Here is a 15,979-nt window from a genome sequence, read left to right on the forward strand (position 1 = left end):
CAACAGCAGTTGGAGAATTATTTTGTATGTAATCCGCATGGGCGTTAAAAGTTACGCGTCGAATTCAAAGATGCCGCGCCCGAGTTCACGATCAAAGACTTCCTGCGAAAGGTTCTCGCCGCCGTAAGTCAAGCGTGGAGAAATTTCGTAGAGCTTGCCCGGCTTCACGTTCACCTTCGCCTGTTCGAGCCAGTAGCGGTGGAGTGTTCCGAGCATCTTGCGGGCGGATTCCGGAGAATCGCTTCCGGTTGCATTCTTGACCGGGGCGAATTCATCTTCGCGTTCGACGCCGTATGGCAAAATTTTTCCGAGGAACGGGAATGCATCGAGCAGGAATTGTTCGAACTTCCAGCAGTTCTCGACGCCGTTTACGGTCTTGCGGGCGACGTGCCACGGAAGCTCCTGCGTGGAAATCTTGCGGAGAGCGTCCATGCGGAACGCATACATGCCGGTATTTCCTCCGTCGAATTCGAGCGAGCCGTCTTCGAGGGTTTTGTTGCGCAGTTCGTCCGAAATGTCCGAGTATTCAAGCACGGTCGGCTTCTTGTTCTTGTAAGCGAAGATGCCGACTTTTTCCTGGGCGTTCTTCTTGTGGACGACCTTGGCTGCACACGGGAGAAGGCCGTTGCTTGCGAGCGCACCGATGAACGTCGGATCGCACATCTTGACGAGAGCGTTATCGACGTTGCAAAGAAACACAAATCGCACGCCTTTTTCTACGAACCAGGCGAGAGTTCCGCTCATCGCGAGTGCGCGGAAGCAGCCACCGTTTCCGTCCGGAGCTTCCACATAATTGCCGTTTTCATCCTGCAACGGAGTTCCGTCCGGTTTCAAGGCGCAGAGCATCCCCTGGTCAAAGAATCGGATGTAATCACGGTTGTAACCGAAGAAGGAATGGTCTTCAAAATGATGAATGGTTTCCGCATGATTCAGCGGGGAAGTCATAATCGCCCAAGGGACTGGCTTTCCTGCCTTGGCGCCGAGGTTCATCAAGCGGCGTGCCTGCATCCGGAAAAGCGTCGCCTTGCTCGGAAGGCCAAAGTCATAAGCGCCTTTCGGACCGTCAAAGCCCAAGCGGGAACCCTGACCGCCGGCGAGCGTAAAAGCGGCGACAGCGCCCTGTTGCAACAAAAGATTGCCGGTTTCCGTCCACATTTCACGGCGCATATCTTCGTTCGCCATGTGGAACGGCATCGGCGTAATCACGTCTTCTGCTTTGGATTCCTTTGCCGGAGCAGAATTCGAAAATTGCTTGTAAAGATTTTGGACTAAATCAAAATCGATATTCGACATTAGCGGATCCCGAAGAAAATGACAAAGCTAACGATTAAAGCGAAGATACTCACCAGGTGCATTCTCCACACGATCTTTGAATTCATGAGCGGCTTCGATGCGAAAGAGCCTTCCCACTTCTTCTGGTAATGATGATGGAGCGGAGCGCAAAGGAAAACTCTCTTACCCGTACCGGTCATCTTCTTTGTCACCTTGAAGAAGGAAATCTGGAAAAGAACGGAGCACGCTTCTGCGATGATGATGATGCAGACGATCGGGAGGAAAAGTCCGGCCTGCACTTGAATGAACATGATACCGATTGCCGCACCAAAGCCCACGGAGCCTGCGTCACCCATGTAGATTTCGGCAGGAGGACTGTTGAACCACAGATAGGCGAGGAGAGAGCCGGCAATCGCTGTCGCAAGCGGGAACAGTTCGTCGCAGCCCGGCAGGAACGGCATGTTCAGATAATTACTGAAGATGAAGTTTCCGCAGACATAAGCCACGACGCCCACAAAGACCATGCTCGTGAGAATCGGCACGGAAACGAGGCTGTCGAGGCCGTCGGTAAAGTTTGTGCCGTTTGCGGTCGCCGCAATCACAAAGGTCATGAATCCGATGAACGCCCAGTTCGGCAAATGAATCTGGAACACATCCGCCGGGACAAAGGGAACGGTCAGGTGACCGCGCAAGTCCGGAATGAATTTGTAGCAGAAAATCGCAATCACGAGACTAAAGAGAAAATAAAGCCCCAAACGAACAGAACTCGAAATGCCATCCGCCTTTTCCATATAAGAAGCGGCGGTCGCCTTTCCCTGTGCGATCAAACGCTTGGTCTTGACTTTGGCAAGGTCATCGACAGCACCGACTGCACTGAACGCCGCCAGCACAAGGAGTGTCGAAACCGTGTAACCGTTCAGCTTGCAAGTGAGCAGTGAAACGAGAATCACCACGACAACAAGCAAAAGTCCACCCATGATAGGCGGGGCCTTGATCTTGCTGTTCTGATCGAAATCCGAAGTCGCATCCGACTTTTGCAAGAATCGAATGTACGACGGCATGGTCGAGAGAACGAGAATGATAGAAAGAAGGGCAGCCAAGCCTGCACGAAACAGACGGCTGTCAAAAAGGGCAATATCGGTGAGATGATAAATCCATTCGCAAAGCATGCGAAAAATCTAGCAAAATCAACCTACACTGTGCTCGAGCTTGAGCGTCAAAAGCTGCTTTGCTTCGGTAGCAAATTCGCCCGGCAGTTCCTTGAAAACGTCCTTGCAGAATCCGCCAACGAGAGCCTGGATCGCATCTTCCCTTCGAATGCCGCGGCTTTCAAAGTAGAACAGCTGATCTTCGCTGATGCGGCTTGTGGATGCTTCGTGCTCTGTCGAAGAACTTAAGTTGCGGACGCTGATGTAGGGGAACGTGTGCGCCGCGCTCTTTTGACCGACGAGCATGTTGTCGCATTCGGTGTAGTTGCGGGCGCCCGTGGCGCTCTTGCGAATGTCTACAAGGCCGCGGTAGCAGTTCACGCTGTTGTCGGCGCTGATGCCTTTGCTGATGATCGTGCTCTTCGTGTTCTTGCCTAAATGGATCATTTTTGTTCCGGTATCGGATTGCATGTGACCATTGGTCAGGGCTACGGAGTAGAATTCGCATGTGGAATTGTCGCCTTGCAGAATGCAGCTCGGATACTTCCACGTGATGGCGGAACCCGTTTCGACCTGGGTCCAGCTGATGTGGGAATTCTTGCCGGCGCACTTGCCACGCTTTGTCACAAAGTTATAGACGCCGCCCTTGCCGGTTTCCTTGTCGCCTGCATACCAGTTCTGCACGGTGCTGTACTTGATGTTTGCGTTTTCCAGCGCGATCAGTTCCACGACGGCGGAATGGAGCTGGTTGCTCGAAAATTCCGGAGCGGTGCAGCCTTCGAGATAGCTGACCGAAGAGTCCTCGTCTGCAATGATCAGGGTACGTTCGAATTGTCCTGCTTCTTTGTTGTTGATGCGAAAGTAGGTCGAAAGGTCCATCGGGCACTTGACTCCAGGCGGAATGTAGACAAAGCTTCCGTCGCCAAAGACCGCACTGTTCAAGGCCGCAAAGTAGTTGTCCCCACTCGGAACGACGCTTCCCATGTACTGTTCAATCAGTTCCGGGTATTCCTGGATCGCGTCCGAAATGGAGCAGAAGAGAATGCCCATTTCCATGAGCTTCTTCTTGTGGCTTGTGTAAATGCTCACGCTGTCAAAGACCGCGTCCACGGCGACGTTGGCGAGGCGTTTCTGTTCGTCGAGTGGAATGCCGAGCTTGTCAAAGGTTTCGAGCAGTTCCGGATCCACGTCTTCGATCGAGTCGTAAGCCTTTTTGGTCTTCGGGGCGGAATAGTAAACGATATCCTGCAAGTTGACCGGCGGGTACTTCGCTTCGCACCAGTGCGGCTCCTTCATCTTCTGGAGTTTTTCAAAGGCGTCCAAGCGGTATTTGAGCATGAATTCGGGCTCTTTTCGAATTTTAGAAGCTCGGCGGATAATGTCTTCGTTCAAACCTTTTTCGAAGGAGTCGTTTTCAATCGGGGTGACGAATCCATACTTATACGGTTCTCTGTAAGCTTCTTCTTCGGTGCCCATGCTAGTTCTCCGGAGTGGTCAGTGTTGCAGAGGAATGGACGGTGTCGTTGTAACTGTTGTAAGCAGCCGAGAATGCGTCTTCCGGGATTACACTTAAGTTGTAGTATACGTTGTCGCGAAGCTGGTCTTCGATGTAGTAAAGCGTTCCGCCGGTGGAGGCTGAACATCCATTGCAGGCTCCCTGGAAACGAATCTTCACATGGGTGTCGTCCATCATTTCGACGATTTCGAGGTCTCCTCCGTCGTTTTGGAGCGCTTGGCGTACGTTCAGGTGTAGACAGTCAGCAATGCGTTGCAGGCGTTCTTCCTTCGAAAGTGCAGCCCATTCCTTGTCGGCTTCGTTGCGACCTTCTACAGTCTGGGTGCGGTATCTGACCTTTTCCATTGTTTCTCGGGCGGCGAGTGCGACCGCCTTCTTTTCCGGGTAGGATTCGATGAGCTTTGCAATCAGCTTTTGAAGGCTAGCGAGTTCGGCCGATTTCGTCGAGAATGCCGGGGTTTCGGGATCGTCGCGCAGTTCCTTTTCGAGCTGGTTCACATCGGTCTTTCCGAGATATTCTACAGCCTTGCCCTGCAAACGTTCGCAAAGCGTGTCGGCGAGTGCGGTAAAGATCGGACCGCCATAGGTAAAGAAGCGGGTTTCAACAATCTGATCCTTTTCCGGATCTACGGTGATGTAGATCTTCAAGCTTTCTTCTTTGCCGTCGATCAAGGCGAGACCGCGTTCATCGGCTTCCACTTGGAAAATCGCTCCGCGGTATTTGGGAGCTCTGGCAATCGCTTTCACTTTTTCAGAAACATAGGATTCAGAAATTTCACTCATAGTGTCTCAAAATTAGTAATTTCAAGCCGAGAAAACTGGAAAAGGAGCTATAAGATGCAAATTCCTAGTAAAAAACTTGGTCTTGTCCTCGAAGGGGGCGGCATGCGCGGCGTCTATACGGCCGGCGTCATCGATTTTTTGCTGGAACAGAACTTCTTAGTCGACGGAGTTGTGGGGGTAAGCGCTGGGGCCGTGCAGGCGGTCAATTATGTGGCAAATCAGCCAAAACGCGGATTTCGTGTAATTGCGACCTATGCCAATGACAAGCGCTATATGAGTTTCCGCTCCTTGCTGTTGACGGGGGATCTGTTCAACAAAAAATTCTGCTACGAAACGATTCCAAATGAACTTGACCCGTTCGATTATGCGGCTTTTGAAGCTTCGCCGATCAAATGCTATGCGACGGTGACGAACGTGATGACGGGGGAAGCGGAAAACCTCCTGTTGAAGGATATGACGACGAGTGAAGGAATGGACAAGCTCCGCGCTTCGGGATCCTTACCGCTCGTTTCGAGACTGGTAAACATTGATGGAATTCCGCATTTGGACGGCGGCGTTGCGGACAGTATTCCATACAAGGCTTTTCAGCGGATGGGATACGAAAAGTGCATCGTTGTCTTGACCCGTGCAAAGGGTTACCGCAAAGATCCGAATGCGCTCATGCCGCTTATTCGCGTCAAGTACCGCAAATATCCAAAGTTCGTAGAGGCCTGTGCAAACCGTTATCGCGTTTACAATCAGACTCTCGAAGAATTGGAAGAAGCGGATGCCCGCGGGGAAGTCTTTGTGATTCGCCCGCAGAAGACCGTGAAAGTGGCTCGTCTTGAAAAGGATGTGAACAAATTAAACGTCCTTTACGAAGAAGGCTTCGAAGAGGCGAAGGCGATGTTCGATGACTTGAAAAAGTTCATCGCCAAAGAATAACGTCAAAAAGCTCGCCATAAATGGCGAGCTTTTTGAATTTCAAACGGCTTAGTTGCCCGAACGAATCTTGTTCAGAGCGCTGCCTGCCTTGAACCAGTCCCACTGCTGTTGGTTGTAGGTCTCGCTCAGCTCTGCGGTGTCTTCGGTTCCGTCCGCGTGATGGATCACGAGGGTGAAGTGGCAGCCCGGGGCGAAGTGCGTGAGACCGTTGATATCAAAATAGTCGCCTTCGCGGACTTTATCATAATCAGCCGGGTTCGTGAATGTCAGGGCGAGCATACCCTGCTTTTTCAGGTTTGTTTCGTGGATACGGGCGAAGCTCTTCACGATTACAGCCTTCACGCCGAGGTAACGCGGTTCCATAGCGGCGTGTTCGCGGCTAGAACCTTCTCCGTAGTTTTCGTCACCGATGACGATCGAACCCGTACCTGCATCGCGGTACTTGCGGGCGAGGGCCGGCACTTCGTAGAACTGGCCATCGTTTCCCTTCACCTGGTTCGTCTGGCCGTTAAAGGCGTTGACAGCACCGATGAGCATGTTGTTCGAAATGTTTTCCAAGTGACCACGGAACTTGAGCCATGGACCTGCCATGGAAATGTGGTCGGTCGTGCACTTGCCCTTGGCCTTGATGAGGAGCGGAGCGCCGGAAATGTTCTTGCCGTCCCAAGCCTTGAACGGAGTCAAGAGCTGCAAACGCTTGGAGTTCGGGTCCACGGAAATTTGAATTTTCGAACCGTCTTCGGCCGGAGCGACATAGCCCGGATCTTCGACAGCGAAACCCTTCACCGGGAGTTCATCCTTGGACGGCGGAACAAGCTTCACCTGTTCGCCCTTGTCGTTCACGAGGAAGTCCTTTTCCGGGTCGAACAAGAGAGAACCGGAAAGGGCTGCGACGACTGCCATGAGCGGGCTTGCGACGAACGCGTGTGTGTTCGGGTTGCCGTCCGCGCGCTTGGCGAAGTTACGGTTAAAGCTGTGGACAATCGAGTTCTTTTCCTTCTTTTCGGCACCGAGGCGAGCCCACATACCGATGCAAGGACCGCAAGCGTTCGTCATGATTGTTGCTCCGAACTGCTTGAAGAGGTCGATGAAACCGTCGCGTTCGGCGGTGTAACGGACTTGTTCGGAACCCGGGTTGATGATGAGCGGAGCCTTCGGAGTAAGACCCTTTTCCAAAGCCTGCTTAATGAGAGAGGCAACCTGGGAAAGATCTTCGTAGCTCGAGTTCGTGCAGCTACCGATGAGGGCTGCGCTTACGACGTGCGTCGAATCGAATTCCTTGAGGGATTCCTGCATTTCGCTGATCGGGAATCCGCGGTCCGGGCTGAACGGGCCGTTGTAATACGGCTTCAGCGTGGAAAGGTCGATTTCGATGACCTTGTCGAAGTACTTTTCCGGTTCGGCTTCGACTTCCGGGTCTGCGCGGAGGCAGTCCGCAATCTTGTTCGCTTCGTCTGCAACGGCTTCACGGCCCGTGGCGCGGAGATAGCGTTCCATCGTGGCGTCGTAGCTGAACGTGCTGCAGGTGGCGCCGACTTCGGCGCCCATGTTCGCAATGCTTGCCTTACCGGTTGCAGAGAGTTCGCGAGTACCTTCGCCGAAGTATTCGCAAATGGCGTTCGTGCCGCCCTTTACCGTGAGCAGGCGAGCGACCTTCAGAATGACATCCTTCGGGCTTGCAAAGCCGGTGAGCTTGCCCTTCAAATGGATACCGATGAGTTTCGGGTACTTGAGTTCCCACGGAAGACCTACCATCGCGTCCACAGCGTCGGCGCCGCCGACACCGATCGCGAGCATGCCGAGACCGCCTGCGTTCACCGTGTGGGAGTCCGTACCGATCATCATGCCGCCCGGGAAGGCGTAGTTTTCGAGAACGACCTGGTGAATAATGCCTGCACCCGGCTTCCAGAAGTCGATGCCGTACTTGGCGGCGACGGAGCTCAGGAATCCGTAAACTTCCTTGTTTTCTTCGAGAGCCTTCGGGAGGTCTTCTTCCTTACCGTTTTTCGCGGTAATCAAATGGTCACAGTGGACGGAAGAAGGGAGGGCAACCTTGGACTTGCCTGCGGTCGTGAACTGGAGCAAAGCCATCTGGGCCGTTGCATCCTGCATGGCGACGCGGTCCGGGTGGAATTCCGCAAAGGACTTTCCGCGTTCGTAAACCTGATTTTCAGCGCCATCAATCAGGTGAGAGTAAAGGATTTTTTCTGCCAGAGTCAGCGGGCGACCGAGCAGCTTACGCGCTTTTTCCACACGTTCTGGGATGCGAGCGTAACGTTCCTTGATCATGTCCAAGTTAAAAAGCATAAAAGTACCTCATAGACGTTCGCGTAGAATGTAGTAAATCAACGCCCATTTTTAGCCGTAGTAAGCGATGTAGAAACGGATTTGGCTACAAGTCGAGCTCTGCTTGGGTTCCTTTGGGGACAGGCAGGTGCAGCGCTTGGTAAGCTGTCGGTGTCAAAATGCGTCCGCGAGGGGTCCGGGACAGCAGACCTTGTTGAATCAGGTAAGGCTCGTAAACTTCTTCAAGAGTGTCCGGTTCTTCGCCGAGCGATGCTCCGATTGTCCCGAGACCTACAGGGCCTCCGGCGAAGTGCGTCGCAAGCGTCGAAAGGATCTTTCTGTCCATCGGATCGAGGCCGCGTTCGTCGATGCCGAGCATTTTCAAGGTGCGCTCGGCGACTTCCTTGTCGATGATACCTTCTCCGCGGACTTCTGCCACGTCGCGGGCGCGGCGCAGTACACGGTTAGCAATACGCGGCGTGCCTCTGCATTTGGAACTTAAAATCTTTGCCGCTTCATCGGTGATGCCGACATTCAAAATCTTTGCGCTGCGGACAAGAATCTTTTGCAGATCCTTTGCCGGGTAAAGGTCCAGGCGGTAGTGCAGACCGAAGCGGTCGCGGAGCGGGCCGGTAAGAAGGCCTGTACGTGTCGTGGCTCCGACGAGCGTAAAATGCTTCAGCGGAAGGTTCACCGTTCTTGCCGCAGGACCGGAGTCGAGCATAATGTCCAAACGGAAATCTTCCATTGCGGGGTAGAGATATTCTTCAATCACGCGTCCCAAACGGTGAATCTCATCAATGAAAAGGATGTCGTTTTCGCCAAGGCTTGTGAGAAGTCCGGCGAGATCGCTCGCCTTTTCTAAAACGGGCCCGCTTGTAATGTGAATGCCTACGCCCATTTCCTTTGCGATGATACCGGCAAGAGTCGTTTTTCCGAGGCCCGGAGGACCTGCAAAAAGGCAGTGGTCCAAGGCTTCGCCGCGGCGTTTGGCCGCTTCGATCGAAATCTGTAGGCTTTCCTTGATGTGGTCTTCGCCTGTAAAGTCCGCAAGGGATTCCGGACGCAGACTGCGATCCAGTTCCGCCTCTTCGAAATTTTCTTGCTCAGGAGAAATGATACGTTCCGACATGGAGTTCCTTTACAAGCTTAAACGTGTTTGAGCGCTTCGGGGATGAGCTTTGTGACGTCGACGTTCGTGCCGAGGATTTCGACCGCTTTTTCGACTGCCTTGGAGGCCGCAGGTTCCTTGACGCCGAGGGTGTGCAGGGCCTGGATCGCTTCGCTCTGGTTTGGGGCGAGGAGGGCAGTCTGTTCGCCGCCTTCCACGGCAGAAAGGGCCATCGCCTTGTCTTTCAAGGTCAACACGAACATTTCGGCAGTCTTTTTGCCGACGCCCTTGATTTTGCCGAGGGCCGCTTTATCGCCACGGGCGATGATCGAAAGGAAGTCACCCGGGGAAACGCTCGAAAGAATGCGCTGGGCGGTCTTCGGACCGACGCCGTTCACCGTAATCATGCTCAAGAAAAGCTCTTTTTCCTGCGCATCGGCAAAGCCGAAAAGTTCCATCGCGTCTTCGCGGACCACGAGATGCGTGAGCAGGGTAATTTCCGAACCTTCGGTGGGCAAACGTTCCCCTGTGCGGGCAGAGATTTGAACCCCGTAACCTACACCGCCGCATTCGACGACAGCTAAAGTTGGGTGGCGTTCCACAAGAATTCCATGCAATCTTTCAATCATACGCATTAAATATATATACTTTCGTGTACTTTTGTGCAGTGGTTTTGAAAGTTCTTATATTTTCTCCATGAAATCGTTCCAAAATAAAAATGTCGTTGTGACTGGTGGTGCTCATGGAATCGGAGCGACCATCGTAAATGAATTTGAAAAGGAAGGCGCGCAGATCGCGTACATTGACATTCGGGAAAATCCCTGTTTTGTCGGGGATCTTTCACAAAAAGAGGTTCTTGAAAAATTTGCTGATTTTGTCATTCAAAAGTTTGGACATGTTGATGTTTTGGTGAACAATGCGCTTCCGCTGATGAAGGGAATTGATGATTGCAGTTATGAAGATTTCAACTATGCGCTTGCGGTCGGCGTCACTGCACCGTTTTATTTGGCAAAGCTTTTTGCGCCTCGCTTTGCACCGGGAGCTTCGATTGTGAACATCTCTTCGAGCCGTGATCGGATGAGCCAACCGCAGACGGAGAGTTATACGGCCGCGAAAGGCGGAATTGCCGCTCTGACGCATGCTTTGGCGGTGAGCTTTGCGGGGAAGGTCCGGGTGAATTCCATATCGCCGGGATGGATTGATACGGATTTTAAGGTCTACGAAGGCGCCGATGCCACTCAGCAGCCTGCGGGCCGCGTCGGGAATCCGCTCGATATTTCCAACATGGTGCTTTTCCTTGCGAGCGAAAAAGCGGGATTCATCACTGGCGAAAATGTTTGCATTGACGGGGGAATGACCCGTCAGATGATCTATCACAACGATTGCGGTTGGACGTATCGGGGGTAATTGTCACTCTTCCTTTAGAGCGTTTTGCAAAGTCTTAGTGGTGCAATCCAAGGCGTCTGCCGCAGCGATTTGCGTTTTGTACTTGCTGCAGGCATTTTCCGCAAGATCCCGTTGAAAGCGCTTTGTTGCTTCTTTCCAAGAAAGATTTTCATAATCCGAAATTCGCGCTTTGTTTTCTGCGTCAGCTTTTTCTTCAAAAGAAAGATCTTGCAGAATTTCTGCGATGGATTTAGTCCCGTTCCAGGCGATGATCTGATACGCAAGAGATTGCAGATTACGAAAGTTTCCCGATAAGCTTGAAGTCTGCAAAAAATCTTTCAAAGCAGGATCCATGGGAACTTCTAAAGGGGAACTTTCCAAACGCGTTGTTTCCCAGGTTTTTGCCCAGTCATCCTGCAAATCTTCCCTGCATTCTCGGAGCGGCGGAAGCTCCACTGTATAAAAGCTGATGCGATCGTAAAAGTCGGGGTCCAACTTCTTCCGCAGTTCATCTTCGGACAAGTTGGAGGCGCATACAATTTCCACGTTTGCCGTTTCTTCTGTGTCGCTGCCCAGTGGACGGTAGCGGTGTTTTTTGTCTTGTAGAGTTCGCACCAGCTTTCGCTGGACTGATTTGGGTAAATCCTGAATTTCATCCAAAAAGAGAATCTTTCCGTCAGCTTCCTTCAACAGACCCTTTCTAGAATCGTTGGCACCGGTAAAGGCGCCTTTCTTGTGGCCGAACATCGTAGATTCCGCTAGAGAGGAGTCCAGAGAGCCACAGGCAAGTGTCACGACCTCCTTTTCTTTAATGGGGGCGATGAAGGATTCTACTAAGTGGCTCTTGCCGATTCCGCGTTCGCCGAGTAATAACAAGGGAACTCCTTGAACGCGGGAGTAAACCTTGACCTTCTCTAGGGCGTTTCGCCTTACCGTGGATTTGGCTTCTGGGTTATAGGAGCGTTCCTTCGGATTTTCTTTTTCGTATTTACGAAGTTCGCCGAGGTATGTGGAAATGGGGAAGTCGACATCGTCGCAAAAGGTCGCGCCTGTAATACGGTTCTTTTGGGAAGAAACCAAGCGTGTGCCGGTGGGAAAAGCTCCTGCTGCATACAGAATAAGCCAAACCGCGTGCATGGCTGGGGTTCCCGAAGAAACATTGATCACAAGATTTTTTGCGCCCTCGACTTTCGAAATAATCTGGTTTTTGATGATGTCGTAAATCTCTTTGTGCTGAGTCGGATTTTTGACGACGACTTCAATGGGCGTTAAAACAGGACTAAGGGGCTTGACCTTGTTCAGTATGCTCAAATGCTGATTTTGATAAAGATAAAGAATCTGGCTTATTTCATAAGTCTTTTCGAAATGCGATAGCAATGATTTTAAAACATCGGATCGTTGTTGACCGCCATCCAAGTGAGCAGCGTGACCTTTTCTTTCATAGGAATAAATATACGAAAAACTTTTCTTATGTACAGAATAAAATTTCGTATTTCGTTTTTTTTGAATTTAAAACCTCCAAAATATGCGAAAAAAACATTTTCTGCTTTTGGCATGACTTTTGCTTATTAGAAGAGTGAGATCGGATCCATCGAACCTCAACCAAGGAGAAAATATGGAAAAGAGAAAGATCCCTCAAAAATTATTGGACGCCCACCAGGCTTCAAGCCAGAACAAGGAACTGGTGAAAAAATCGAAGATGTGTGGCTGCTTCTTCTGCGGGAGCGTGTTTCCTGCGGCGGAAGTAGAAATGTGGGCTGTTGGTCAAAAGGATAAAACAGCCATCTATCCGTACTGCTTCGTAGATGCAGTGATTCCGGACGCCGCCGGCTTTGATCTGGATAAAGCATTTCTTACGGAAATGCACCAGTACTGGTTTGGCGTATAGTAAAAAACACTGCAGTAGCGGTACAACCAAAGAGGTAATATATGAACTCTTCTCTTCGCTCTCTCAAAATTCAGCAGCGCAACCTTGTTGTGCTCATGGAACGCTTGGAAAAGCGCCTTGAAAAGGCGTATGCCTTGAACATGGCGGAAGCTAGCGCAATTCGTGTGCGTATTCAGAAAGTTGCCTGCATGCTGGGCGATGTGAATGATTGCATTTTGGATATGGAACTGTATCGTCTCCGTGTTTCTTATCCGGTTTTCACCAAGTGCGGTAAGGCGCTTGCTGGTCGTAAGACTGTGCGTATTTACGCCCAGGCGGCATAGCGCCTTTGGCCGCGCGGCGGCCTTTGAATTCCAATTTCGCTAATGGGCCAACAAGGATGTGTACTATTTCTTCTTAATGCGGAAGACAGGTTGACCTTTGGAATTTTTCCCTTCTTCAAAATATTCTGTAGCGCGGATTAAAGAGGGCCATTTTGCATAGCCGTAGTTTTTGGGGCTCAACGGAATTTGACGATTGATTTGTTGCGATACCTTCGATGCGACAGCCCATCCGGATTCATCAGCCTCTTCGCTTATAGCTTTACGAATTGCATTCATGATTTTTGCGTTGCCTCGCAATTTGTTACGGTCTAAAGGCTCAATATCGTTGGTTGCTGCATCCGATTCGGTTGGCTTCTTGAATTTGTCGATGTAGATGAAAGAATTGCACGAATCGATGAACGGCTGTGGCGTTTTTTCTTCGCCGAACCCGATAACCTGTTTTGATTTGGCCCTGAGTTTCATGGCAAGCGGCGTGAAATCTGAATCGCTGCTCACGATGGCGAAAATGTCGATGCTTTCCGTGAACAGGAGTTCCATTACGTCGATAGTCATTGCGAGGTCGGTCGCATTTTTCCCCTTCGTGTAGGGAAACTGCTGTATCGGCTGAATCGCAAACGGATGCAAGACTTCTTCCCAGGGGTTGCTACCTTTCCAGTTGCCATATGCCCTTCGGATGCTTGTCTCCCCGAATTTGGAGAGTTCTTCCATAATGCCGTAAATGGCGTCCGCCTTGGCGTTGTCGCAGTCGATAATTAGGGCTATTTTCTTTTCCATTTCCATGTTAGGGAATATATGAAAAATTTGTGGGGTGGTGCTATGTGGTTGGAAAAAGGAGTTTTTACAGAAAATGTAAAACTTGATTTTTTTTTGAGGAAATGGCTTGATTGGCTAGATAATATTTGATACATTATCCAAAGCAATATACTTCTTCGGAGCAATCCGACAACTGGCTGAAAATTGTTTCTACGGTTGGAACCAAGCCTATACAGTTTTCTGTATTTGGTGCGGGTGAAGTGCAAGAATGAAACAAAGATAGAACTTTTTCCATCAAAATTCCGTCTTTGTAAACGATCTGCTCACTATGTGGGCCGATTATAGTTTAACGCTTTTCTAGAGGATTCTTATGAGAATTCTACTCGTTATCCATGGCTATCCTCCATACTACATGGCTGGTTCTGAGGTTTATACATACAACCTCGCACGGGAATTGGCGAAAACGAATGAAGTGTTCGTATTCCATCGCATTGAGGATAAAGATATCCCCTTGCACCAGTTCTTTGACTCCTTTGAAGAGGGCGTGCATATTCGTAAGATCAACAATTACGAACCGACACCCGCCACCTTCTATGACAAATATCTGAATCCCGTAATCGACGACGCATTCCGTGAGTATGTAAAAAGGGTCAATCCCGATGTCGTTCATATCGGCCATCTGTCGCATCTCTCCACGCAGATTCCTATCATCGCAAAAAGAGAATTCGGCCTCCCCGTTCTATTCACTATTCACGATTTCTGGATGTTCTGCCATCGCGGTCAACTCATTAATCCACAGAACTGGGAGATATGCCCCCTGCCCAATGTAGCGCAATGTACAAAGTGTGCCGCATTCCATTATCAAAAAGACGACTTTGAGTCTAGACTCATCGAGGAGCGCGATGAGCATATCCGCCAAACCCTAGACTGCATTGATGTGTTTTTCGCACCGTCACATACGCTGGAGAACTTCTTTATAAACATGGGCGTTAATCGCCGTAAAATCGTTTATGCCAAATATGGGTTCAATGTCTCGAAACTAGCCAAGCATTCCAAGGAGCTTCACCCCGAAATCACATTTGGTTTTACCGGCAGGATTATCCACACCAAGGGAGTCCACCTTCTTTGTGAAGCATTTAAAAAGGTCGAAGGAAACGCCAAGTTGCTCATTTATGGCGATTACGGAAGCGATTACGGCAATAGACTAAAGGAACACTATTCTAGTGACCGAATCCAGTTCAAGGGTTCATACCATAATAATGAGCTGCAAAGTGTCCTAGACTCCCTGGATATTCTAGTGTGCCCGTCCATTTGGCTTGAAAATGCTCCGCTTGTTATACAGGAGGCACAAAGCGTTGAGCTCCCCGTGTTGGTAAGCGATAGGGGCGGGATGGCCGAACTTGTCCATGATGGCATAGATGGATTCACGTTCAAGCTCGGTGATACTAAAGATCTTAGCAACAAGATACAGGACCTTGTCAATCATCCCGAAAAGATATTGAATCTTGTCAAGCCGATTGAGAAAGTCGTTTCGATAGAAGATGATGCGGCTCTATGCATGCAAAAGTACAACGAGATAAAGAAGCAGAACGTTGTGTACCCGCATAGTCCTTGCCCGCAGCGAATGACGTTCATCACGAATCCCGACAAGTGCAATCTCCACTGCAAAATGTGTGACACGTTCTCAGAAGCGAATAGACACAGGCTAAAAGAGTCTCGTCGTCCAGATTTAGACTTTAAAGTCGTCGAGGATACAATCGAAAGGCTTGTCCATCACGGCCTAAGAGAAATCATCCCCTCCACCATGGGAGAACCACTGCTGTACCCCCATTTCGAAGAACTCGTAGATTTGTGTAAGGTTCTCAATGTCAAGATGAACCTGACAACTAACGGGACGTTCCCTGTGAAAGATATTGAATACTGGGGTCCTAAACTAGTCAATATCATTTCGGATGTCAAGTTCAGCTTGAACGGGATAAACCCGGAAATCAATGAAAGTATCATGTGCGGAGCAGATACGCAAAAGCAACTCCATAATATCGAACGATTCATCCAGATGCGGAACGAAGCTGCTTCTAAGGCAACAGTTACGTTGCAATGCACGTTCATGAGGTCTAACCTAGATGAACTCAAGAATATGATTGCATGGGCTATCGAGCATGGAGTCGATCGTGTTAAAGGGCACCACCTCTGGAAAACGTCGGATGCTCTGGATTGCGAAATGCTCAGAACACCAGAAAATGCCGCCCTCTGGAATCAAACCTGTGAAGATTGCCACAAAATTGCCGACGGCAAGGTCAAGCTCGTGAATTTCGACCCTGTTGACTTGACAAAACCGGCCTTGAACAACGACAACACGTTCTGCCAATTCCTGGGAAAGGAACTATGGATAGAATACGATGGCTCGTACCAAATTTGCTGCTGTCCCTCAGAAGTCCGCAAGGAATTCGGCGATTTCGGGAATGTCAAGGAATTGTCGCCCTTGGCAATGTGGAACGAAAAGCTCTACTGCGATTTCATCAACAACTGGGGCAACAGTGAAAACTGCAAGAAATGCAACATGAGATGTGAACGCAAAGGAGAGTAATT

The 15,979-nt window shown here is 50.3% G+C and carries 14 protein-coding genes; 5 read left to right on the forward strand and 9 right to left on the reverse strand.

All coding sequences use genetic code 11. The features are described from left to right. Window positions 1-51: 51 nt before the first annotated feature. From BGX16_RS12445 to BGX16_RS12460, 4 genes are read right to left on the reverse strand one after another with little or no spacing between them, the layout of a single operon-like run. Entirely contained in the window at window positions 52-1,293 is a 1,242-nt protein-coding gene (locus BGX16_RS12445; protein ID WP_100426335.1) for a UTP--glucose-1-phosphate uridylyltransferase, read from the reverse strand. Further along, on the reverse strand, window positions 1,293-2,441 hold the full coding sequence (locus BGX16_RS12450; protein ID WP_100426336.1) for an MraY family glycosyltransferase: 1,149 nt from the start codon (window positions 2,439-2,441) through the stop codon (window positions 1,293-1,295). The genes BGX16_RS12445 and BGX16_RS12450 overlap by 1 nt, the downstream gene beginning before the upstream one ends. A gap of 18 nt (window positions 2,442-2,459) precedes the next feature. After that, window positions 2,460-3,896 carry a Fe-S cluster assembly protein SufB gene (sufB, locus tag BGX16_RS12455; RefSeq protein ID WP_100426337.1) on the reverse strand — a complete coding sequence of 479 codons (1,437 nt, stop codon included), beginning with the start codon at window positions 3,894-3,896 and terminating at the stop codon, window positions 2,460-2,462. A 1-nt stretch (window position 3,897) separates the two neighbouring features. Beyond that, the gene (locus BGX16_RS12460) at window positions 3,898-4,719 is read right to left on the reverse strand and encodes a NifU family protein (protein WP_100426338.1); all 822 of its coding nucleotides are present in this window, start codon (window positions 4,717-4,719) and stop codon (window positions 3,898-3,900) included. Between the two features lie 54 nt (window positions 4,720-4,773). Between BGX16_RS12460 and BGX16_RS12465 the strand changes: the two genes are divergently transcribed. After that, entirely contained in the window at window positions 4,774-5,643 is an 870-nt protein-coding gene (locus BGX16_RS12465) for a patatin-like phospholipase family protein (RefSeq protein ID WP_100426339.1), read from the forward strand. A 48-nt stretch (window positions 5,644-5,691) separates the two neighbouring features. Here the strand turns inward: BGX16_RS12465 and BGX16_RS12470 are convergent, their stop codons facing one another. The 3 genes from BGX16_RS12470 to ruvA form a co-directional block, all read right to left on the reverse strand. Then, a complete protein-coding gene (locus BGX16_RS12470) occupies window positions 5,692-7,950 on the reverse strand; it encodes an aconitate hydratase (protein ID WP_100426340.1) in 2,259 nt (752 codons plus the stop codon). Window positions 7,951-8,035: 85 nt separating this feature from the next. Then, window positions 8,036-9,061: a Holliday junction branch migration DNA helicase RuvB gene (gene ruvB / locus BGX16_RS12475; protein ID WP_100426341.1), complete on the reverse strand. Its 1,026-nt coding sequence runs from the start codon at window positions 9,059-9,061 to the stop codon at window positions 8,036-8,038. A 17-nt stretch (window positions 9,062-9,078) separates the two neighbouring features. Further along, window positions 9,079-9,669, reverse strand: coding sequence for a Holliday junction branch migration protein RuvA (gene ruvA, locus BGX16_RS12480; protein WP_157798045.1), 591 nt, complete (start codon window positions 9,667-9,669; stop codon window positions 9,079-9,081). 67 nt (window positions 9,670-9,736) lie between these two features. Between ruvA and BGX16_RS12485 the strand changes: the two genes are divergently transcribed. Continuing rightward, window positions 9,737-10,447, forward strand: a complete 711-nt coding sequence (locus tag BGX16_RS12485) for an SDR family oxidoreductase (RefSeq protein WP_100426343.1) — start codon at window positions 9,737-9,739, stop codon at window positions 10,445-10,447. Window positions 10,448-10,450: 3 nt separating this feature from the next. Here BGX16_RS12485 and BGX16_RS12490 read toward each other — a convergent pair whose 3' ends face one another. Then, entirely contained in the window at window positions 10,451-11,737 is a 1,287-nt protein-coding gene (locus BGX16_RS12490) for a sigma-54-dependent transcriptional regulator (protein WP_241899558.1), read from the reverse strand. Between the two features lie 304 nt (window positions 11,738-12,041). Between BGX16_RS12490 and BGX16_RS12495 the strand changes: the two genes are divergently transcribed. Continuing rightward, the gene (locus BGX16_RS12495) at window positions 12,042-12,314 is read left to right on the forward strand and encodes a cytoplasmic protein (protein ID WP_100426344.1); all 273 of its coding nucleotides are present in this window, start codon (window positions 12,042-12,044) and stop codon (window positions 12,312-12,314) included. Window positions 12,315-12,355: 41 nt separating this feature from the next. Beyond that, window positions 12,356-12,637 carry a hypothetical protein gene (locus BGX16_RS12500; protein WP_100426345.1) on the forward strand — a complete coding sequence of 94 codons (282 nt, stop codon included), beginning with the start codon at window positions 12,356-12,358 and terminating at the stop codon, window positions 12,635-12,637. Between the two features lie 63 nt (window positions 12,638-12,700). Here BGX16_RS12500 and BGX16_RS12505 read toward each other — a convergent pair whose 3' ends face one another. Then, window positions 12,701-13,417 (reverse strand): NYN domain-containing protein, encoded by a 717-nt coding sequence (locus BGX16_RS12505; RefSeq protein ID WP_100426346.1) that lies wholly within the window; start codon window positions 13,415-13,417, stop codon window positions 12,701-12,703. 343 nt (window positions 13,418-13,760) lie between these two features. Between BGX16_RS12505 and BGX16_RS12510 the strand changes: the two genes are divergently transcribed. Further along, a complete protein-coding gene (locus tag BGX16_RS12510) occupies window positions 13,761-15,977 on the forward strand; it encodes a glycosyltransferase (RefSeq protein ID WP_100426347.1) in 2,217 nt (738 codons plus the stop codon). Window positions 15,978-15,979: the final 2 nt, after the last annotated feature.

It is taken from the genome of Hallerella succinigenes (assembly GCF_002797675.1).
In the GTDB taxonomy this organism is placed as follows: domain Bacteria; phylum Fibrobacterota; class Fibrobacteria; order Fibrobacterales; family Fibrobacteraceae; genus Hallerella; species Hallerella succinigenes.